Annotated in this window: 23 protein-coding genes; 7 read left to right on the forward strand and 16 right to left on the reverse strand. The window is 45.2% G+C overall.

Annotation, left to right across the window (positions count from 1 at the left end; genetic code table 11):
* Positions 1-5: 5 nt before the first annotated feature.
* The 4 genes from LQZ07_RS23045 to nudC all read right to left on the reverse strand — a co-directional run bounded on the left by LQZ07_RS23045 (position 6) and on the right by nudC (position 3131).
* Positions 6-788: a sulfite exporter TauE/SafE family protein gene (locus tag LQZ07_RS23045; protein ID WP_152785789.1), complete on the reverse strand. Its 783-nt coding sequence runs from the start codon at positions 786-788 to the stop codon at positions 6-8.
* Positions 789-812: 24 nt separating this feature from the next.
* Positions 813-995, reverse strand: coding sequence for a hypothetical protein (locus LQZ07_RS23050; RefSeq protein ID WP_016402113.1), 183 nt, complete (start codon positions 993-995; stop codon positions 813-815).
* Positions 996-1167: 172 nt separating this feature from the next.
* Positions 1168-2232 carry a uroporphyrinogen decarboxylase gene (gene hemE, locus LQZ07_RS23055; protein ID WP_152785791.1) on the reverse strand — a complete coding sequence of 355 codons (1065 nt, stop codon included), beginning with the start codon at positions 2230-2232 and terminating at the stop codon, positions 1168-1170.
* A gap of 104 nt (positions 2233-2336) precedes the next feature.
* On the reverse strand, positions 2337-3131 hold the full coding sequence (nudC, locus tag LQZ07_RS23060; protein ID WP_249483406.1) for an NAD(+) diphosphatase: 795 nt from the start codon (positions 3129-3131) through the stop codon (positions 2337-2339).
* 184 nt (positions 3132-3315) lie between these two features.
* Between nudC and LQZ07_RS23065 the strand changes: the two genes are divergently transcribed.
* Positions 3316-3795 carry an Rsd/AlgQ family anti-sigma factor gene (locus tag LQZ07_RS23065; RefSeq protein WP_016402116.1) on the forward strand — a complete coding sequence of 160 codons (480 nt, stop codon included), beginning with the start codon at positions 3316-3318 and terminating at the stop codon, positions 3793-3795.
* Positions 3796-3892: 97 nt separating this feature from the next.
* Here the strand turns inward: LQZ07_RS23065 and fkpA are convergent, their stop codons facing one another.
* On the reverse strand, positions 3893-4660 hold the full coding sequence (gene fkpA / locus LQZ07_RS23070) for an FKBP-type peptidyl-prolyl cis-trans isomerase (RefSeq protein ID WP_016402117.1): 768 nt from the start codon (positions 4658-4660) through the stop codon (positions 3893-3895).
* 147 nt (positions 4661-4807) lie between these two features.
* On the opposite strand from fkpA, the gene LQZ07_RS23075 reads away from it, so the two are divergent.
* Genes LQZ07_RS23075 through LQZ07_RS23085 form a run of 3 tightly spaced genes read left to right on the forward strand, consistent with a single transcriptional unit; the run spans position 4808 to position 6514 of the window.
* Positions 4808-5785: a WD40 repeat domain-containing protein gene (locus LQZ07_RS23075; RefSeq protein ID WP_152785793.1), complete on the forward strand. Its 978-nt coding sequence runs from the start codon at positions 4808-4810 to the stop codon at positions 5783-5785.
* A gap of 1 nt (position 5786) precedes the next feature.
* Entirely contained in the window at positions 5787-6008 is a 222-nt protein-coding gene (locus LQZ07_RS23080) for a SlyX family protein (protein WP_016402119.1), read from the forward strand.
* A gap of 8 nt (positions 6009-6016) precedes the next feature.
* Positions 6017-6514, forward strand: a complete 498-nt coding sequence (locus LQZ07_RS23085; protein ID WP_152785795.1) for a GNAT family N-acetyltransferase — start codon at positions 6017-6019, stop codon at positions 6512-6514.
* A 118-nt stretch (positions 6515-6632) separates the two neighbouring features.
* On the opposite strand, the gene LQZ07_RS23090 is transcribed toward LQZ07_RS23085, so the two are convergent.
* On the reverse strand, positions 6633-6830 hold the full coding sequence (locus tag LQZ07_RS23090; RefSeq protein WP_016402121.1) for a YheV family putative zinc ribbon protein: 198 nt from the start codon (positions 6828-6830) through the stop codon (positions 6633-6635).
* Between the two features lie 101 nt (positions 6831-6931).
* Between LQZ07_RS23090 and LQZ07_RS23095 the strand changes: the two genes are divergently transcribed.
* On the forward strand, positions 6932-8851 hold the full coding sequence (locus LQZ07_RS23095) for an ABC transporter ATP-binding protein (protein ID WP_152785797.1): 1920 nt from the start codon (positions 6932-6934) through the stop codon (positions 8849-8851).
* Positions 8852-8924: 73 nt separating this feature from the next.
* Positions 8925-9272 (forward strand): hypothetical protein, encoded by a 348-nt coding sequence (locus LQZ07_RS23100; protein ID WP_152785799.1) that lies wholly within the window; start codon positions 8925-8927, stop codon positions 9270-9272.
* 66 nt (positions 9273-9338) lie between these two features.
* Here the strand turns inward: LQZ07_RS23100 and mgtE are convergent, their stop codons facing one another.
* The 3 genes from mgtE to metA form a co-directional block, all read right to left on the reverse strand.
* On the reverse strand, positions 9339-10676 hold the full coding sequence (mgtE, locus tag LQZ07_RS23105) for a magnesium transporter (protein WP_016402124.1): 1338 nt from the start codon (positions 10674-10676) through the stop codon (positions 9339-9341).
* Positions 10677-10902: 226 nt separating this feature from the next.
* Positions 10903-14583: a methionine synthase gene (metH, locus tag LQZ07_RS23110; RefSeq protein ID WP_256471339.1), complete on the reverse strand. Its 3681-nt coding sequence runs from the start codon at positions 14581-14583 to the stop codon at positions 10903-10905.
* Between the two features lie 89 nt (positions 14584-14672).
* Complete coding sequence (gene metA, locus LQZ07_RS23115) at positions 14673-15614, reverse strand: homoserine O-succinyltransferase (protein WP_016402126.1); 942 nt, start codon at positions 15612-15614, stop codon at positions 14673-14675.
* A gap of 158 nt (positions 15615-15772) precedes the next feature.
* Here metA and LQZ07_RS23120 point away from each other — a divergent pair, with 158 nt between their 5' ends.
* Complete coding sequence (locus LQZ07_RS23120; RefSeq protein ID WP_152785801.1) at positions 15773-17035, forward strand: HD-GYP domain-containing protein; 1263 nt, start codon at positions 15773-15775, stop codon at positions 17033-17035.
* A gap of 88 nt (positions 17036-17123) precedes the next feature.
* Here LQZ07_RS23120 and rplQ read toward each other — a convergent pair whose 3' ends face one another.
* The 7 genes from rplQ to secY all read right to left on the reverse strand — a co-directional run bounded on the left by rplQ (position 17124) and on the right by secY (position 21559).
* Positions 17124-17516 carry a 50S ribosomal protein L17 gene (gene rplQ, locus LQZ07_RS23125; protein ID WP_040307251.1) on the reverse strand — a complete coding sequence of 131 codons (393 nt, stop codon included), beginning with the start codon at positions 17514-17516 and terminating at the stop codon, positions 17124-17126.
* Positions 17517-17554: 38 nt separating this feature from the next.
* On the reverse strand, positions 17555-18541 hold the full coding sequence (gene rpoA, locus LQZ07_RS23130; RefSeq protein ID WP_016402129.1) for a DNA-directed RNA polymerase subunit alpha: 987 nt from the start codon (positions 18539-18541) through the stop codon (positions 17555-17557).
* Positions 18542-18564: 23 nt separating this feature from the next.
* Positions 18565-19185, reverse strand: coding sequence for a 30S ribosomal protein S4 (rpsD, locus tag LQZ07_RS23135; protein ID WP_016402130.1), 621 nt, complete (start codon positions 19183-19185; stop codon positions 18565-18567).
* Between the two features lie 26 nt (positions 19186-19211).
* Positions 19212-19601 carry a 30S ribosomal protein S11 gene (rpsK, locus tag LQZ07_RS23140; RefSeq protein ID WP_016402131.1) on the reverse strand — a complete coding sequence of 130 codons (390 nt, stop codon included), beginning with the start codon at positions 19599-19601 and terminating at the stop codon, positions 19212-19214.
* Between the two features lie 13 nt (positions 19602-19614).
* Positions 19615-19971: a 30S ribosomal protein S13 gene (rpsM, locus tag LQZ07_RS23145; protein ID WP_016402132.1), complete on the reverse strand. Its 357-nt coding sequence runs from the start codon at positions 19969-19971 to the stop codon at positions 19615-19617.
* Between the two features lie 107 nt (positions 19972-20078).
* A complete protein-coding gene (gene rpmJ, locus LQZ07_RS23150) occupies positions 20079-20192 on the reverse strand; it encodes a 50S ribosomal protein L36 (protein WP_000868186.1) in 114 nt (37 codons plus the stop codon).
* A gap of 41 nt (positions 20193-20233) precedes the next feature.
* Positions 20234-21559: a preprotein translocase subunit SecY gene (gene secY, locus LQZ07_RS23155; protein WP_016402133.1), complete on the reverse strand. Its 1326-nt coding sequence runs from the start codon at positions 21557-21559 to the stop codon at positions 20234-20236.
* Positions 21560-21567 lie beyond the last annotated feature (8 nt).

Raw genomic sequence — 21567 nt, forward strand, 5'->3', positions numbered from 1 at the left:
AAACCTTATTCTGTGAGTAACTTAATTGCCATTATTAGCAACAATAGTGCAAAGGCTTGTTTCAAGCGTCTCGCTGGCAAGCGATACGCCAAACGACTGCCCAAACGAGCAAAAATAGAACTGGTTAATACTATGCCACACCATGCCGGCAAATAAACATAACCCAAACTCCAGCTAGGTAGTTCGGCAACATGCCAACCGTTGTAGATATAAGATATCGTGCCTACCAGCGCAATGGGTAAGCCACATACCGCAGAAATAGCTACGGCTTTGGGCGCTGGCACGCCAAACCAGCTAAGGCTAGGAAAGGTTATGGTACCGCCACCAATGCCAAACATTGCTGAAATGCTTCCTACCAGTGTGCCTAACACTCCTGTACCAAGCGGCCCAGGTAAACTTTTTTGTGCCTTAGGAGTGCGACCAAACGCCATGTATGCAGCCATAAACAGCAAAAAACCAGCAAAGTAAGCACTTAAGTGATCGGCGTGTAATTGTGTAGCAAGCCAAGCGCCAAACATTGAGCCAACAATTAAACCAATGCCCAAACGATTCACTACTTGCCAGTCAATCGAGCCTCGGCAGTAATGGGCATAGCTGGCACTACTTGCGGTAACAATAATCGACGCTAAAGAGGTACCAATAGCGAGGTGAATGGCTGAATCACTGGCAAAGCCCATTGCGCCAAAGCTACCAATTAACACCGGCACAATAACTAGACCGCCGCCAATACCAAACAGTCCCGACATTAAGCCAGCAATGGCACCAATAAGCAGAAAGCTTAAAAACATCACAACAATTACAGCGCTATTTGTTTAGTTAATGCGCTCAGTCTGCGTTAAGCGTAAAGGTTGCGCAAGATTTTCTGGTTCGCTTTTAGAAAAATGCGAAGAAATATAAGGATGTAGATTCGATTCACCAACACTTTTTAGTTTGTAGGTGACAACAACGATCAGCACTAATACAACAACAATGCTTATTTGTAGTGGGGATTTCATAACATCAAGCTCTCTGTTACGGGTATAAACGAACTTCATCCGTAAAGAGTTCTAAGACGCTCACTATAGCAAATTAACTTGCAATAGCGAGCGATTTTCAGTGTAACAACTAAGCGTACCGCTTATATGTGTTATTTAACTTTGTAATATGTGGGTAAAGCCACACAAAAATCTATTTATGGTATTTGACGCTAAACTCATGCACAGCATCAATAAATGCCCCAGCATGCTCTGGGTTTACGTCTGGGTGAATACCGTGGCCTAAGTTAAACACATGGCCACTCCCCTCACCAAAGCCAGCCAGAATAGTTTGTACTTCTTCACGAATCCGTTCTACTGGCGCATACAACATAGATGGGTCCATATTGCCTTGCAGGGCAACCTTGTCGCCTACGCGCTTTTTAGCGTCTTCGATATTTATAGTCCAATCTAGGCCTACCGCATCACAACCAGTAGCAGCAATTTGCTCTAACCACTGGCCGCCATTTTTAGTGAACAAGGTCACCGGCACAGCTTGGCCATTAACACTGCGGGTTAAACCATTAACGATTTTATGCATGTATTGCAATGAGAACTCGTTGTAATCACGTGGCGACAACACCCCGCCCCATGTATCAAATACCATCACCGATTGCGCACCAGCAGCGATTTGGGCGTTCAGATAAAGAATTACTGAGTCAGCCAGTTTATCTAACAACATATGCAGGGTCTTTGGCTCACTAAAGGCCATTTTCTTAATACCTGCAAAAGATTTGGTTGTACCGCCTTCAACCATATACGTTGCCAAAGTCCAGGGACTACCAGAGAAGCCAATCAAAGGAACTTCACCTTTTAGCTCACGTTTAATGGTGCGAACTGCATTCATTACGTAACCCAGCTCTTGCTCAGGATCTGGCACACCTAAGGCCTCTACCTGCGCTTTGCTAGTAACAGGGCGTTCAAACTTAGGGCCTTCTCCAGTCGAGAAGTACAAACCTAAGCCCATAGCATCGGGAATGGTAAGTATGTCTGAAAATAAAATGGCGGCATCTAGATCAAAACGACGTAAAGGCTGCAAGGTCACTTCACAGGCTAAATCGGCGTCACGGCATACCGACATAAAATCACCGGCGCCAGCGCGAACCTCGCGATACTCTGGTAAGTAACGCCCAGCTTGACGCATCATCCAAACTGGTGTCACATCAACTGGCTGCTTTAACAGTGCGCGCAAATAGCGATCGTTTTTGAGTTCCGACATACCTTTCCCAATTATCTAAAATTTTAGCTAGAGCATTGTAACTAGCTGCCTTAACAACTCAAGCCTTTAGCACTAGCAATGGGTAATTCTGTACCGGATTATCACTAATTGTGGGTAACTTGCTCACTCCAATGGTCAATCATTTCGCGAGCAATGGTGCCAGGTGGTGGCAAATGTGGCAGCTGGCTTACATCAAACCACTGTGCGTCGGCTAATTCTCGACGGTCTATCTGTATTTCGCCTTCATCGTATTCAGCAAAGTAAGCGGCCATTAAAGAATGCGGGAATGCCCAAGGTTGGCTTTTCCAATAACGCAGATTTTTTATCCGTAAGCCTGTCTCTTCGCGTACCTCACGGTGAACAGTATGCTCAAGGGTTTCGCCCGCTTCCACAAAGCCAGCAATGGCTGTGTAAATCGGTTGTTCTTGTTTTTGATGACGCCGATGATTAGCCAACAGCACTTTATTACCATGGCTAATTAAAACAATAATGCTCGGCGAAATACGTGGGTAAGCGCGAAAGCCACACTGTTGGCATTGCATTGCCAGTTCCCAGTCCACTCGCTCTAAAGCCTCTCCACAACTGCCACAAAAACGATGCGTTTTAAGAAACAAGGCAAATTGTTGGGCTTTTCCCACTAAGTCAAACAGCTGGCTATTTAATACCGCCATGCTGGCACGTAGTTCTATCCACTCACCCATGCCTAAATCAATAGGCTCGGCAAGTTCAAGCCGTAAACATGCTTCCCCCTGATAATGGGAAAAACGTTCAACTTTGGAAAAATCCAAGTCAGGCAATGGTAAATCTTCAACATCGCCATAGGGGATCCGCTCCCCTTGAGGAATAACTAATATTTGGTTACCACAGGTGAAAAACCACCAGCCAAATTGCTTATTCACGGTTGATCCTTTTTATCGCGCGCTTGCTCAATTAGCGAATAATGACCAAGCTTACACTACATAACAAGCTTTTCCCGACTGACAAATGTTTAGCCAAGCCGCACTTAAACTAAATATCGGTTGACGAAAGCCGCGATTTTATTTAGTTATAGTTACATAAATTAGGGAACTAGGAGCAAGGGCGATGCTAAGCAAACTAGAACAAGCTCAAGCCAAATGGGGAGGCGCCAGTCAAGTTATTGATGCTTGGCTAGATGCCAGAAAACAATTGCTCATCGCTTATTGTGAATTAGCAGGGCTGCCACCTTACGACAGTGACGAACGCTCATTACCTGCACTGCCTCAAATTACCCAGTTTTGCCAACAGTTAGTTGACTACGCCTCGACTGGGCATTTTGAAATCTACGAGCAAATCGTTAGTGAATGTGCCAACGATGGCGATACTCTTCCAGGAGAAAAGCTGCTCCCTCAAATCACCGAAACAACCGACACTGCGCTAGCTTTTAATGATAAGTACGCAGAGGTTAACGAAGATTTAGAACTTGGTAGTTTTGATAAAGATTTATCACTACTGGGTCAAGAGATGGAAGTTCGCTTTGCTATCGAAGATGAGTTACTGGATCATCTTTACCAACATAGCCAGCAAAGCGCAGCCGCAGAATAACTTTAAGTAAAGGCCTATGACGGTCTTTATTATTTTTGCTTAGCCATAAAAAAACGCAGCACCTAGTGCTGCGTTTTTTGTTTAGCTTAACGCTTAATTAGCTAGCTGGCGTTTCTTCAGCTGGAGCATCAGCTTTCTCGATGTCAATTAGCTCAACTTCGAATACCAAGATAGAGTTTGGTGGAATGCTACCAGCACCGTTTTCACCGTAACCTAACTCAGAAGGGATGAAGAATTTGTACTTCGCACCTTTAGACATTAGCTGAACGCCTTCTGTCCAACCAGGAATTACACGGTTAAGTGGGAATGTTGCTGGCTCGCCGCGATCGTAAGAACTATCAAAAGTAGAACCGTCAGTTAGGGTACCTTTGTAGTGAACAGTTACAGTATCTGCTGCACTTGGCTTATCGCCTTCTGCATCAGTTAGTACTTCAAATTGAAGACCTGAATCAGTAACCGTTACGCCTTCACGCGCTGCATTATCAGCTAGGTATTTATCGCTTTCTGCTTTAGCAGCTGCTGCATCTTCAGCAGCTTTTGCTTCAACTAAACCCGCTAGCTTTTCGTCTAGTGCTTTAAGAGAAGCTTGAATATCTTCTTCAGACATAGCTACTTCGCCGCTAAGTCCATCTTGCATACCTTTAAGAACCAATGCGTTGTCTAATTCAAGACCAAGCTCTTTTTGCTGTTCTAGAGTTGTCGCAATGTAGCGAGAAACAGACGCACCGATCGCGTATGCTTGCTGCTGGTCTACATTTTCTAAGGCAACTTGCGCTGCCGCTGGAGCTTCAGCTTTTTCTTCCTGACAGCCAGTTACGGCAAAAATCGAGGCGGCTAAAACCGACACGGCAAAATACTTTTTCATTCATTTATCTCCAATAGAGTCGCATTAAATCTGTGGCATTGCGTGCAAGATCATTATGAATAATTAAACACTTAGCCGACAAAGCCCTTATACTAACCCTATTAGTCAACACAACCTAGTGACAGTTCCGTAAAAAAACGTAAAAAAATGACATTTATTAAGTTGTTTGTGATTTATGGCATCGCTTTGCTGCTCAGCAGTTGTAGTGACGATGCTCCCCCGCTAAGTAGCTGGCAGCAAGCTACCGACGGCGCTTATGCAGCCGATTTTTCGAGTGATGGTAGCTTGAGTTTGGTTTCTTCTATCCATCATGGTTTAAGCCTTTGGGATGTAAAGCAACAACGTCAGTTGTTTCAATGGGACCATCAAAACCAACAAAATAACCAAGTATTTCTGGTTAAAATTGCCGAAGGCCAACAGTTTGCCATTAGCGCCAGTCGCGATGACTTTGTGGTATGGGACATAAATAGTGGACAAGCCCTAGGCTATTGGAAGCTTAGTGAATCAAGCATCCGAGATATCGCGTTATCGAGTAATGGTCAGCAGGTACTTATTGGCTTGGGCGATGGCAAAGTGATTCACCTTAACCTAGTATCTGGCCGCCGCTTAGAGTTTTTAGGCCACAGTGAAAAAATCAACGCTGTTGCACTGTCGGCCAACGGACGCTATGCGCTCACCGGCGGTAACGACTACCAAGCACTCTTTTGGGATACCCAAACCGCGCAAGTTATTTTGCGTTTCCCTCATCAAGGGCGCGTTTCCTCGGTGGCTTTAGAATCTGACGGAAAGTATGCCTTTACTTCTGACAACGGCAAACTTGCGCGAGTATGGGCCTTACCTAGCGGCGAGCAAGTGAGTAAGCTCAAGCTCACCGCCAGACAGAACATATTCTCCTACGTTAGCTTTACCAATAATGGCGAGTGGCTAATCACCGGCTCCGCGGCCAGAAAACTTAGCCTGTGGCATGTAGCAAGCGGCCAAGCCTTACAAGATTGGTTGGTCACCCCCACCAAGAAAACCCGCCCCAAAAGCGCAGTTGTGTATAGTGCAGCGATGCTTGATAATGACCAGCTAGCGAGCGCAAGCTCGAGTGGATTGGTCGAAATTTGGCAGGTTAAAAAGTAGTATGAATCAGCAAGAATTAGAAAGTGTTATCGAGCGTTTAGAAACAAAATTAGCCTTTCAAGAGGACACTATCGAGCAACTAAACCTTGCATTGCAAAGCCAACAAAGCCAATTAGAGACCTTAGAGCACCAGTTTAAATTGATTCGCGCCAAACTGTTTGAAGGTGATGGCAGCGCAGCAGTTGCTCCGCAAGAGCAAGAAACGCCCCCTCCTCACTACTAAGCGCCGTTATGTCTCACTCATTTCGTTTAGCCCAGCAGGCCGATCTGCCCAGCATCGTTGAGATCTATAACTCTACTATTGCCTCACGCAAAGTAACGGCTGATACCGAGCCTCAAACTGTCGCGTCGCGCCAAGCTTGGTTTGAACAGCACCAAAATCCTAAGCGCCCCTTATATGTGCTAGAACAAGTGGGAGAGGTGATTGCTTGGTTAAGCTTTAGTGATTTTTATGGTCGACCAGCCTACCAACATAGTGCTGAGATAAGTTTATATCTAGCAGAAAGCCAACGTGGTAAAGGTTTAGGCGGTAAGTTGTTAATTGAGGCCGAAAGCTTAGCCCAAGTGCTAGGAATAGAAATCCTACTTGCCTTCATATTTAGTCACAATACCCCTAGCCTAGCCCTATTCGAAAAACTTGAATATCAACGCTGGGGTCAACTGCCTAATGTAGCCCGAATGGATCAGCAAGACTTCAGCTTAACAATACTGGGGAAATCTCTCACTTAAAGTCAGATGAGCTAACTGGACTAAAATAAGCATTATGATCATGGCTTACCGAAATCAACGGGTATGCTATGCCTTAATAGAGCCGCAAATTGCTTAAGTCGATAAGGCTAAAACCTCATTAAGGCTTAAACAAACCTATGATATCTTGCTCTGCTTTTTCTGCAGCTTGCTTGGGACGCTCGGCGCGGTAGTCACAGCTTACGCACTCAATATGCTCGCGCTCTTCACCGTCGATTTGCTCAACGATTAAACGAATAGAATCTTGTTCACTACATTCTGGGCATACTGCGCCAGCAATAAAACGATGTCTTGCCATAGTTAACTCTAGTTTGCACTACCATGTTGCTATGCGGCATTCACCGCATCGGTTATCATAGCTGCATTATTGCATACTTTTAGCAGCACATAGCAACAACCATGATCGTAGCCAACAACATTAGCCTGCAGCGCGGCAGCAAATTTCTATTAGCAGAAACCAACCTCACTATTCACGCTGGTCAAAAAGTGGGTTTAGTCGGTCAAAATGGCTGCGGTAAGTCTTCGCTATTCGCCTTGCTTAAAAATCAGCTGCAAGTTGATGAAGGCGACCTAAAAGTACCGAGCAAGTGGGAAATTTCCAGCGTAGCCCAAGAAACACCGGAGCTGCAACGCAGCGCTATTGATTACGTACTTGACGGCGACCAAGAGTTTCGCCAATTGGAACACGATATCGCTGCCGCTGAAAAATCTGGCGAAGGCGAGCTTATAGCTACCTTGCACACCCAAATGGATACCATTGGCGGCTACCAGATAAAAACCAAAGCTGCCGAGCTACTGGCTGGTTTAGGTTTTAGCGAAGCCGGCCAACAACAAAGCGTGAGTGATTTTTCTGGTGGTTGGCGAATGCGCCTAAACTTAGCCCAAGCGCTGCTGGTTCGCTCCGATTTATTGTTACTTGATGAGCCAACCAACCACTTAGACTTAGACACCGTTGTATGGCTAGAGCAATGGCTAAAGCGCTATCCCGGAACCTTAATCCTTATTTCGCACGACCGTGATTTCCTCGATAACATTGTTAATCGCATCGTGCATATTGAGCATCAAAAGCTCAATGAATATACCGGTGGTTACTCCGACTTTGAGCAAATGCGTGCGACACAGTTAGCTCAACAACAAGCTATGTATGAGAAACAACAACGCGAGCGCGCCCACATGCAAAGCTTTGTGGATCGTTTCCGTTATAAAGCCAGTAAAGCCAAGCAAGCACAAAGCCGCTTAAAAGCGCTAGAGAAAATGGAGGTGATTAGCCAAGCGCATGTCGACTCGCAGTTTAGCTTCCACTTTAGAGAGCCCGACAACTTACCGCTTCCCTTGCTCACTATGGAAAAGGTGAGCGCCGGTTATGAAGACAAAACCATTTTAGAACAGGTTAAATTTAACTTAGTTCCCGGCAGCCGAATTGGCCTATTGGGGCGCAATGGCGCTGGTAAATCTACCTTTATTAAACTGCTATCAGGCGAACTTAAAGCACTCGCCGGCAACGTTGAAATAAACAAAATGGCAAAAGTGGGTTATTTTGCTCAGCACCAGCTTGAAACACTGCGCCCCGACGATACACCCATGCAGCATTTGCAACGCTTAGCACCAAACACCACCGAGGCTGAACTACGCAAGTATTTAGGTAGCTTTGGTTTTCAAGGAGATAAAGCGCTCGAGCAAGTTGCCCCCTTTAGCGGTGGCGAGAAGGCCCGCTTAGTATTGGCCTTGGTAGTTTGGCAAAAGCCTAACTTGCTATTGCTGGATGAGCCAACCAACCACCTCGATTTAGAAATGCGACACGCGCTAACACTTGCTCTGCAAGAGTTTACCGGGGCAATGATTATTGTTTCGCACGACCGAGCATTGTTGCGGGCGACCACCGATGAGTTTTACTTGGTAGATAGCCAACAGGTCTCTCCATTTAACGGCGACTTGGATGATTATCAGCAGTGGCTTACCCAAGCCAATAGATTAGAGAACAGCAGTGCTAGTGCTGCAAATAGCGCTAACCCGGTAAACCAACGCAAAGAACAAAAGCGTCGCGAAGCCGAGTTTCGTCAGCAAACTAAAGGCATTCGTAAAGAATTAGAAAGTTTAGAAAAGCGCAGCGCTAAAGCCCAAAAAACGCTTGATGACATCGAGCAAAAGATGGCTGAACCAGAACTGTACGAAGCCGATAACAAAAATCAGCTACAAAAATTATTAAAACAACAAGCAGAACTTAAGAGCGAACTCGAAGAAACTGAGCTAAGCTGGTTTGACCTGCAAGAACAGCTAGAAGAGCAACAACAAGCTTTTGGCATCGAGCAGGTTAATTAAGCCACTTGACCAATTTTGTTAGTACAGTAAGGTAACTAACAATAAAACTATTAATAAAGATTCAAGGATGTATATGAACACGGCGTTAGACCGCTCACGATTGATTATTGCCATTGTGCTTATTGTGGTGGGTATTGCAGTAATAGCCTATGTATTACCTCAAACCATCAGTTTAGTATCACTGCCTCATGATGCCCCATTTATGCAAGGCTTCTTTGAATGGCTAATGGCAGATACCGACGCGATTAACGAGCAAGTAAGCGAAGAATTTTTCGAGATATTTCAAACCTTTATTAAGGTTATTGTATTAGTTGTATTCCTTTGGGTTTGTGTGAAGCTAGTCAGCGTAGGCCTAATGATTATTCGCGAAGGTGTTGGCTTAATAAAACCAGCTAATAACAGCGAAAAGAAAGCTAAATAGCCCTTAGTAAGGCAATAAAAAAGCGAGTGTTAGCACTCGCTTTTTTGTTTCTTCGCTATGGCAGCTTTATAAACCTAGCACCATGCTGGCCAGCCCAAAATACACCAATACCCCAGATACATCGGCAATGGTTGCCACTAAAGGCCCCGATGCTGTGGCAGGGTCCATCTTCATCTTGTTGAGCAAGAACGGAAGACTTAAACCGACGAGTGAGCCTACTAGTACAATAATAATCATCGACATTGAAACGATCATGGCGACATCTGGTCCACCACGAAATACACCAACACTATAAACTGCCGCTGCCATGGTTAAGCCCAAGGCCAAACCTACCAGTAGCTCTCGCGCAAATAATTTAGACCAGTCATTTTTATCTACTTCACCAGTTGCGAGCGCTCGTACCATAAGCGCAGCCGCTTGCGAGCCTGCGTTACCGCCACTACCAATAAGCAAAGGTAAAAAGAACACTAAGGCGACATGGCTGGCAATGGTATCTTCGAAGTGGGCAATGCCAGCCCCCGAGAACATTGCGCCAAACACCAGTAATACCAGCCACATTACCCGCTTGCGATACAGCTCCCAAATGCTCACACGATCAACGGTTTCATCTAACTTGCCTACCGAGGCACTTTTTTGCGCATCTTCGGTGGCTTCTTCAACAGCTGCATCCATCGCGTCATCGTAAGTAACGATGCCCACTAACTTTTGCACCTCATCAACCACCGGTAAAGCCAGTAAGTCGTAATGACGAATTTGCTTAGCGGCCTGCTCTTGGCTCTCTTCAACGGTTACCGATACCACTTCGGTACGCATTAACTCACGTACTTGAGTATCAGGAGAAGCCAAGATCAACTCACGCAAAGACACAGTGCCGCGCAAACGGCGTTGGCCGTCAATCACGTAGGTTTGGTAAATGGTTTCTTTATCTGGCGCTTCTAAGCGCAGCTGCTTAAGCGCTCGGCTAACTAACCAATGCTCTTTTAAGGTGGCGTAGTCAGAGGTCATTATCGCCCCTGCTGTACCTTCTGCATAACTTGACAGCTTGCGTAGATCTTCACGTTCAGCTTGCGCTAAACCCGGTAACACCATAGCGCGCTGCTCTTCGTCTAAGTCATTATACAAATCGGCCCGCTCATCGGCGTCCATACGTGAAAATAAGGCAGCCAATTTATGGCGCTTCATCAAACCGGCAACATCGGCTTGCAAGTAAGGCGGCAAATAAGAAAAAACCTTGGCGCGATCACCCAAGGAGAACATAGAAATTAACGGTAACGCTTCTTTAGGTTCGAACTCTGCTAAGGCTTGGCCAATATCTGCAAAGTGATACTCATCAAGGGTAGAACGAAGAGTTGGTTTATCGAGATTAACTAGGGCTAGCTCTAGTTTTTGTTGAAGTTGTGCCATGTACTGCTCCAGCTATCGCATAGAGCCAGACATCAACGAGACGGACTACACGAAGGAAATTTTTTGTATAAGATTTAAAAAACAATAAAAGTTTCGACTGTCGGGGTCCGGGTTCATAGAAGATTCTCAGTGATAAAATCGGCGCAAATTGTAGGGGGGAATCGCCTTTAATTCAAGCAATTTCCGCTCTGAGAGCAGCGCCTCAGAGCAGAAATATGTAGTTGTTTTAGCTGTTGTAACCCAAGTTAGGCGCTAACCAACGCTCAGCGTCTTCCAAAGACATGTTTTTACGTTGGGCATAATCTTCAACCTGATCTTTTTGAATAGACGCTACTGCAAAGTAACGACTCTCTGGATGCGAGAAATACCAACCAGATACCGCTGCACCGGGCCACATGGCGTAGCTTTCGGTTAACTGCATACCAATACGCTGTTCAACATCTAGTAGCTCCCAAATTAAGCCTTTTTCAGTATGCTCTGGGCATGCCGGATAACCAGGCGCAGGACGAATGCCTTGATAGTTTTCGCGAATCAGCTCTTCGTTGCTTAACGCTTCATCGGCAGCATAACCCCAATACTCTTTACGCACTTGCGCATGTAGGTATTCGGCAAACCCTTCTGCTAAACGATCAGCCACCGCCTTCACCATAATGGCGTTGTAATCATCGCCATCTTCTTTGTAGGCTTCGGCTAACTCGTCTTCACCAATTCCGCCGGTTACGGCAAATGCGCCAAAATAGTCTGCCTTACCAGAAGACTTAGGCGCAATAAAGTCGGCCAAACAATTGTTGGCTCCCTTTTTCTTTTCTGTTTGCTGGCGAAGCTGAGAGCTTACACCCAGCAATTCGCTGCGCGACTCATCGCGATAAATTTCGATATCGTCACCCACGCTGTTGGCAGGGAATAGTCCAAATACACCGGACACTTTTATTTCGTCCTTGGCTTTAAAACGCTCTAACATTACCTTTGCATCAGCAAAGATACGTTTGGCTTCTTCACCTACCACTTCATCTTCTAATATACGTGGATATTTACCGGCCAAAGACCAGGTCATAAAGAATGGTGTCCAATCGATATAAGGTTCTATCTCGGCAATTGATACATTCTCAAATTGCTGAATGCCCAACTTCTTCGGAACTGGTGGTGTATAATTTTGCCAGTCAATATCTACTGCATTAGCGCGTGCGGCTTCCAATGTAACTGGCGGAGTACGAGGTCGCTTACGTGCATGCTGCTCACGCACTATGTCGTAGTCTTTATCGAGTTTTTCAACAAAGGCTGGGCGCAGCTCGTCTGATAACAAACTTTGGCATACACCTACTGCACGAGAGGCATTAGATACGTAAACAACTGGCTTTTCGTAATTTTGTTCAATTTTTACAGCGGTGTGCGCTTTAGAAGTTGTCGCACCACCAATTAGCAATGGGATATCTAGGCCAGTACGTTGCATTTCTTTAGCAACATGCACCATTTCATCCAGCGAAGGTGTAATCAGGCCAGATAGACCAATCATGTCTACCTGTTCTTCTTTGGCTACTTTTAAAATTTTATCGCAAGGCACCATTACACCTAGGTCAATCACTTCAAAGTTATTACATTGCAGCACCACGCCAACAATGTTTTTACCAATATCGTGTACGTCACCTTTTACCGTGGCCATAACAATTTTGCCGTTAGAGCGTTGCCCTTCGCCTTTTTCTGCTTCGATATAAGGTTGCAGATAGGCCACAGCTCGCTTCATCACTCGCGCCGATTTAACCACTTGCGGAAGGAACATTTTACCGGCGCCAAATAAATCGCCCACTACGTTCATGCCATCCATTAATGGCCCTTCAATCACATGCAGCGGACGCTCTGCAGCTTGGCGAGCCAGTTCCGTATCCTCTTCGATGAATTCGGTAATACCTTTGACTAAAGCGTGTTCTAAGCGCTTGTTTACATCCCACGTGCGCCACTCTAAATCTTGAGCACTTTCTTGCTGCGTTCCGTCACCACGGTACTTCTCGGCAATCTCTAACAGCTCTTCAGTAGCGTTGTCATGGGTATTTAGTACAACCGCTTCAACTTTGTCTTTAAGCTCTTTGGGAATGTCTTCGTAAATAGCTAGCTGACCCGCATTTACAATACCCATGTCCATGCCATTTTGAATGGCGTAATACAGGAATACCGCGTGAATAGCTTCACGTACAGGGTTGTTTCCGCGGAATGAGAAACTTACATTTGAGACGCCGCCCGAGATCATCGCATGAGGCAAGTTGTCCTTGATGTCTTTAACCGCTTCGATGAAATCAACCGCATAGTTGTTATGCTCGTCGATACCGGTAGCTACAGCAAAGATATTAGGATCGAAGATAATATCTTCTGGTGGGAAGCCTACTTGATTCACCAAAATATCGTACGACTTACTACAAATCTCGAACTTACGCTCTCGCGTATCAGCTTGCCCCACTTCATCAAAAGCCATCACAATCACGGCAGCGCCATAGCGGCGAAGAATTTTGGCTTGCTCAATAAAAGGCTCAACACCTTCTTTCATAGAGATGGAGTTAACTACAGGTTTACCTTGCACACACTGTAAACCCGCTTCAAGAATGTCCCACTTAGATGAGTCGATCATTACCGGCACTTTGGCAATGTCTGGCTCTGAAGCAACCATGTTTAAAAAGCGCACCATGGCAGCTTTAGAATCAAGCATGCCTTCATCCATGTTCACATCGATGATTTGCGCGCCGTTTTCTACCTGCTGCAAGGCAACCTCGATGGCTTTATCGTAGTTTTCTTCTTTAATTAAGCGCTTAAACATGGCCGAGCCAGTAACGTTGTTACGCTCACCCACATTTACAAACAAGGTTTCAGGGGTAATGGTTAGAGGCTCTAGTCCAGATAAACGACAGGCAATGTCTATTTCTGGCAATTGGCGCGGCGTAACACCTTCTACCGCATCGGCCATCGCTTTAATGTGTTCTGGCGTTGTACCACAACAACCACCTACAAGGTTTAAGAAACCAGCGCGAGCCCATTCACCAATATGTTCCGCCATTTCTTTGGCTTCTAGGTCATATTCACCAAAGGCGTTAGGTAAACCCGCATTAGGGTGAGCCGACACATAGTTCTCGCTTACGCGGCTTAGCTCTTCTACATATTGGCGTAGCTCATCAGGACCAAGCGCACAGTTCAGACCCATGCTAATTGGTTCGGCGTGGCGCAAGGAGTTATAAAATGCCTCGGTTGTTTGGCCACTTAAGGTACGCCCTGACGCGTCGGTAATAGTACCGGAAATCATTATGGGTAAATCGATACCCAATTCATCGTAAACTGATTTAACCGCAAACACTGCAGCTTTAGCATTTAAGGTATCGAAGATAGTTTCGATAAGGATCAGGTCGCTACCGCCTTCAATTAAAGCCTTAGTCGACTCTTCGTAAGCTTCTACTAACTCGTTAAAAGTAACGTTTCGGTAACCTGGGTCGTTCACATCAGGAGATATAGAACAGGTACGGTTAGTTGGCCCTAGCACCCCCGCTACAAAACGTGGGCGCTCTGGGTTTAACGCGGTAACTTCATCGGCCACCTCACGGGCTATTCTGGCTGCTTCTCGGTTTATCTCAGCAGAATAATCTTCCATGTCATAATCAGCCATGGCGATAGTGGTGGCGTTAAAGGTATTGGTTTCGAGAATATCAGCGCCAGCAAGTAGGTAATCGCGGTGGATATCGGCAATGATTTTAGGCTGAGAAAGGACCAACATATCGTTGTTACCTTTCACATCGGTATGCCAATCGGCAAAGCGTTCTCCGCGGTAATCGGCCTCTTCCAACTTGTAAGATTGAATCATGGTTCCCATGCCGCCATCAATAATCATGATGCGTTGAGAAAGTTGCTTTTCTAATTGAGGCCTTGCTGACACGGGAACATCCTATTTCTTTCGCTGGTATTTCGACACGGCAGTGTAGCACACTGCCTTTAAAGGCTTAGCTGCGATAAAGTTATATGAAATTATTTCAAGATATTATCGGATTTTGGTTTTAGCTCTGTTAAGTCGTACGGCGTGATTTGGTACACACAGTAATTTAGCCAATTGTTGTAAAGCAAATGACCATGACTGCGCCATGTAGCACAAGGTGAGTTGCCACAATCATCTTGCGGATAGTAATTCTCTGGTAACTGAGGATTCAAACCTTCTTGGCTGTCACGCTGATATTCGTTGTCTAAGGTGTCGGCGGCGTATTCTGGATGCCCAGTAATAAATACTTGACGGAAATCTTCACTGGCAAATAAATAGCTACCGGCTTCGGGGTTATCGGCCAATACTGTTAAGTCAGTTTCTTCGGTGATTAAATTAGAATCGAAGTGAGCATAACGTGACAAAGGCGCTAAAAAAGCATCGTCAAAACCGCGCACTAAGGGGTTATGCTTATGCTTAGTTTGATGCCAATACACGCCTGACAACTTCTTCTCACGTGTCTGTTTTTCTAATCCATATAAATGATACAAAGCAGCTTGCGCAGCCCAACATAAGTACAGCGTTGAGGTTACGTGAGTTGTCGACCAATCAATGATTTCTTTTACTTGGTCCCAGTAATAAACGTCTTCGAATGCAACTTGACCAAGCGGCGCGCCAGTAATAATTAAGCCGTCAAAATTGCGCTCTCGCAATTTCTCGAAATCTCGATAAAACTTGTCAATGTGCTCTTGCGGGGTGTTTTTAGACACCCGATGATTAATCCGTAATAGCTTTACGTTCACTTGCAGCGGCGAATTAGAAAGCAAGCGAAGGATCTGATTCTCGGTCTCAATTTTCTTTGGCATCAAGTTAAGCAATACCACTTCCAAGGGACGAATATCCTGGTGAGCAGCACGGCTCTCTGGCATTACAAATATGTTTTCATTGCGCAATACTTCAGCAGCGGGTAACTGATCAGGAATACAAATTGGCATATAAAGGTTCCTTGCTAACAACAGGCAATGTATGTCTAGACATCTAGATACCTATTTTAGTTAGATTGTAGTGTATGTCTAGAACTTGTTAAAAGCAGCTGATTTTGTGTGCCAAATTCTTCATAATGCAGGCTAGACGGATGAAGTAGAAAGGAAAAATGGCAGAGTTAAAGCTAAATGTTGAACGCTTACAGATAGGAGTTTACGTAAAGCTTCCTGTTAAGTGGGGTGAGCACCCATTTATGTTCACCAGCTTCAAAATTAAAAGCCAAGACCAAATTGAGGTTATTCATAACCTAGGTTTAAAACATGTCATTGTTGTTCCAGAAAAGAGCGACAAACCACCGCTGCCCGTTGACCAAGAAAATGGCGATAGTAAAAAGGCCGACCCCAAAGCCCAAGAGAAAGCAGAAAAAGCCCTTTGGGAAGAGAAGCGCGCCCGTATCGAAGAACTTAAAAACTACCGCCGCAATCTGCAAAAAGTAGAAAAAGAGTTCGATCGCTCTATGGCGCAAGTCCGGGCGGTAATGTCTAAGCTTAAAAGCCGCCCGCTAAATGCGGTAGACGATGCAACTAGCCTAATTAACAACTTAGCCGATGACTTACTGTCCGGCGAAAACGTTGTACTTCATCTAATGAACGACAGCAAAGATGCTGATAGCTTTTATTACCATAGCCTCAACGTATCTATCCTTGCGATGATGCTGGCTAAAGCAGCCGGTTTTTCCGAGCGTGATATTAAGACTTTGGGTCTTTCGGGATTATTCCACGATGTGGGTAAAATGAAGATCCCAGATAAGATTTTACGTAAGCCGGGCAAGCTAACTGCTCAAGAAGCAAACTTACTTAAAATGCACACCAAGTACGGTGCTGATTTTCTAAAGCTCTCTGAAACGCTACCGGCCAAAGTTAAGTTAATTGCTGAGCAACACCACGAGTTTTTAGATGGAAGTGGTTATCCCAAAAAGCTTAAGGGTGAACAAATCGACCGTTTGTCTCAGCTTATTTCAGTGGTAAATGAATACGACAGCTTGTGTCATCCGCGAGATGTGAAGCAAACTCGCATTCCTTTCACTGTTATTTCATATCTTTATAAACAGCGTAAAGAACAACTAAATACAGCCGATTTAGGCATTCTGATCCGCTTGCTGGGCATTTACCCACCAGGCAGCGTAGTACAGCTTAGCTCAGGCCAAATTGGCTTGGTGATGTCGGTTAACTCTGAGCGTTTATTATTTCCAGCGGTACAAGTTTACGACGCTAATATTCCACGTACCGAAGCACCAATTATCGATTTAGAAGCAGCAGGCTTAACCATTGAAAAAGCCTTAAAGCCTAGCGCATTGCCCGATGCAGTGTTTGAGTATCTGAACCCTCGGGCACGTATTTCTTACTACTTCGACCACAACAAACGTTTGTAATCATCCAACCCGAGTTACTAAGCGATAGCAAATTTTAGACAAAAAAAAGCCGGACCTAAGTCCGGCTTTTTAAGCTTGGTGTCTGAGTTTACTCAGCAGCTTCTTCAACTACTTCTTCAACTTCAGGACGGTCCAATAATTCAATGTATGCCATAGGAGCATTGTCGCCAGCACGGAAACCACATTTTAAAATGCGAGTATAACCGCCTGCACGTTCTTTGAATCGTGGGCCGATTTCAGCAAATAGCTTACCAACAACTTCTGCATCGCGAGTACGAGCAAAAGCTAGACGACGGTTAGCTACACTGTCATTTTTAGCCAATGTAATTAATGGCTCAACAACACGGCGAAGCTCTTTGGCTTTAGGCAATGTTGTCTTGATAACTTCATGGCGAACCAATGAACTGGCCATATTCCGGAACATAGCCTGACGATGGCTGCTATTTCGGTTCAATTGACGACCACTCTGACGATGGCGCATGACCTTATCCTTCTATATTAAGACGTTAAAACCAGTGACTACTTATCAGCAATGCTAGCAGGTGGCCAGTTTTCTAGGCGCATACCTAGAGATAGACCACGTGATGCTAATACATCTTTGATTTCTGTAAGCGACTTCTTACCCAAGTTAGGGGTTTTAAGTAGCTCAACTTCGGTACGTTGTACCAAGTCACCAATGTAATGAATCGCTTCTGCCTTCAAACAGTTAGCAGAGCGTACTGTCAACTCTAGATCATCGACAGGACGAAGCAGGATTGGATCAAACTCTGGCTTCTCTTCTTTTTCTTCTGGCTCACTTACGTCACGTAAGTCAACGAAGGCATCCAACTGCTCTGCAAGAATTGTTGCACTGCGGCGGATAGCTTCCTCTGGATCAAGAGTACCATTGGTTTCCATATCGATAACCAATTTGTCCAAGTCAGTACGTTGCTCTACACGTGCAGCTTCAACAGTATAAGCTATACGCTCTACTGGGCTGTAAGCAGCATCTGTTAGCAAACGACCAATTGGACGCTCTTCATCTTCAGAGTGAACCCGAACTGAAGCTGGTACGTAACCACGACCACGTTCTACCTTAATGCGCATGCTGATTTCAGCGTTGCTGCTAAGGTGACAAATAACGTGCTCAGGGTTAGTGATTTCGACATCAGCGTCGTGCTGAATGTCGCCTGCAACCACAGGACCTGCTCCAGACTTGGTAAGACTTAAGGTTACTTCGTCTTTACCTTCTAACTTTACAGCAATACCTTTTAGGTTAAGCAAGATTTCCAAGATATCCTCTTGAACACCTTCCTTACTGCTGTACTCATGCAACACGCCATCGATTTCTACTTCAGTTACCGCACAACCTGGCATAGAAGATAAAAGAATACGACGAAGAGCGTTACCTAAAGTGTGGCCAAAACCACGCTCTAACGGCTCAAGCGTAACTTTTGCACGAGTTGGGCTAACTTGTTCGATCTCAACTAGCCTTGGTTTTAGAAACTCTGTTACAGAACCCTGCATTGTGTCCTCTCTATAATTCAACTTTACTTAGAGTAAAGTTCGACGATCAGCTGTTCGTTAATTTCCGCAGACAAGTCAGCGCGCTCAGGTAGGCGCTTGAAAGTGCCTTCCATCTTAGTTGCGTCTACTTCTACCCACGATGCCGCTTCACGTTGTCCAGCGATTTCTAAAGATGCAACGATACGCGCTTGCTTCTTAGATTTTTCGCGAACACTGATAACGTCTTCTGGTAGTACCTTGTAAGAAGGAATGTTTACCACTTTACCGTTTACTAGAATAGCTTTGTGGCTAACTAGCTGACGAGCTTCGGCGCGAGTTGCACCAAAACCTACACGGTAAACAACGTTATCCAAACGACTTTCTAACAATTGCAACAAGTTTTCACCGGTGTTGCCTTTAAGGCGAGCAGCAGCTTTATAGTAGTTGCGGAATTGCTTTTCAAGAATGCCGTATAAACGACGAACTTTTTGCTTCTCACGAAGCTGTAAACCGTAGTCTGAAAGACGCGCTTTACGTGCACCGTGTTGTCCAGGTGCTGTATCCAGCTTACACTTTGTGTCGATCGCACGTACGCCACTTTTCAAGAAAAGATCGGTACCTTCACGACGGCTAAGTTTAAGCTTTGGACCTAAATATCTTGCCATTTTTCTTTCTCCAATCTATCCAGAAACTACACGCGGCGTTTCTTAGGTGGACGACAGCCATTGTGTGGAATCGGAGTCACGTCGGTGATGTTAGTCACACGGAAACCCGCAGCATGTAATGCACGGATTGAAGACTCACGACCAGGACCTGGGCCGTTTACAAACACTTCTACGTTCTTAAGGCCGTAGTCTTTAGCTGCTTCAGCAGCACGTTCAGCAGCAACCTGTGCAGCGAACGGAGTAGACTTACGAGAACCACGGAAACCTGAACCACCTGCGGTAGCCCAAGAAAGCGCGTTGCCCTGACGATCAGTGATAGTCACGATAGTATTGTTGAAAGACGCATGGATATGAGCCATGCCATCAGCAACTTGTTTTTTTACGCGTTTACGAGCGCGAGTCGGAGTTTTAGCCATTATCACTCACCCCTTATTTCTTAATAGGTTTGCGAGGACCTTTACGGGTGCGCGCATTAGTTTTAGTGCGCTGACCGCGAAGGGGCAAACTGCGACGATGACGAAGTCCACGGTAACAACCGAGGTCCATCAGGCGCTTAATGTTCATAGATACTTCACGGCGTAGATCACCTTCAACGGTGAATTTAGCTACTTCGTCACGAAGTTTATCGATTTGTGTTTCGTCAAGTTCTCTGATCTTTACATCTTCAGCGATACCAGCTGCCGCACAGATTTTCTGTGAACGGGTTAAGCCAATGCCGAAGATTGCAGTTAAAGCAATAACTGCGTGCTTCTGATCAGGAATGTTAATGCCGGCTATACGGGCCATTGGCACACTCCTATTTTTCGTGTTAAACGAAGGCCATCTGTGAAAAGCCCGTAAGGATACTCAACAGATGACCACATTGCAAATAATATTGTCTTGAAATCTACTAACTAGCCTTGGCGCTGTTTATGCTTTGGCTCACTGCAAATTACACGCACAACACCGTTGCGCTTAATAACTTTACAGTTACGGCAGATTTTCTTAACGGATGCACGTACTTTCATTGCTATCTCCGCAAAAGTTAAAGTCCAATCTCAAGGGCGGCCTATCGGCCGTAACCTTTAAGATTAGCTTTTTTCAGAACCGAACCATATTGATGAGACATCAAATGGGTTTGGACCTGAGCCATAAAGTCCATGATAACCACCACTACAATAAGTAGCGAAGTACCACCGAAGTAGAACTGAACGTTCATTCCGATCATCATAAACTCAGGAATTAAACATACAAACGTGATGTACAAAGCACCAGCTAGGGTTAAACGAGTCATCACCTTGTCGATGTATCGCGAGGTTTGTTCACCAGGACGAATACCTGGAATGAACGCGCCACTCTTCTTCAAGTTGTCTGCTGTTTCGCGAGGGTTAAATACCAACGCAGTATAGAAGAAGCAGAAGAAGATAATGGCTGCTGCATACAAGAACACATATAACGGTTGCCCAGGTTGTAGCGTTAGCGATAAGTCAGATAAGAAAGACAAGCCTTCATTTTGACCAAACCACTGAGCTAATGTGCCAGGGAACAGAATAATACTTGAAGCAAAAATAGCTGGGATAACTCCCGCCATGTTTACCTTAAGTGGTAAATGTGTGCTTTGCGCAGCAAACACTTTGCGACCTTGTTGGCGTTTTGCATAGTTAACAACGATACGACGTTGTCCACGTTCTACAAATACCACAAAGAAGGTCACCGCAAATACAAGAGCAACGATGAACAAGAGTAACAACAAATGTAACTCTCCTTGACGCGCCTGCTCAGCCGTCTGACCGATTGCAGAAGGCAATCCTGCCACAATACCAGCAAAAATCAGAATCGAGATCCCGTTGCCAATACCGCGTTCAGTAATTTGCTCACCTAACCACATTAGGAACATAGTTCCCGTTACCAAGCTAACCACAGCAGTGAAATAGAATGGTAGGCCTGGGTTAATTACCAGACCAGCCATCATATTTGGTAAGCCAGTAGCAATACCAATAGCTTGGAAGGTTGCTAGAACCAGTGTGCTATAACGCGTGTATTGACTAATTTTACGTCGACCCGACTCGCCTTCCTTTTTAAGTTCGGCAAGGGTTGGGTGAACAACAGTCAATAACTGGATGATAATCGATGCCGAAATATACGGCATGATACCTAACGCGAAAATAGACGCACGTGAAAGTGCACCACCTGAAAACATATTAAACATTTCCAGAATGGTACCCTTCTGCTGGTCAAACAACGCGGCCAGTACAGCGGCATCAATCCCAGGTAACGGCACAAAGGAGCCGGCTCGGAACACAATAATGGCTCCAAGCACAAATAGTAAACGACTCTTAAGCTCGCTTAAGCCGCCTTGTGCACTTGCTGATGCTGTTCCTGGATTCTTAGCCATGTTTTGTA

The sequence above is a fragment of the Agarivorans sp. B2Z047 genome (genome assembly GCF_023373605.1).
Classification (GTDB): Bacteria; Pseudomonadota; Gammaproteobacteria; order Enterobacterales; family Celerinatantimonadaceae; genus Agarivorans; species Agarivorans albus.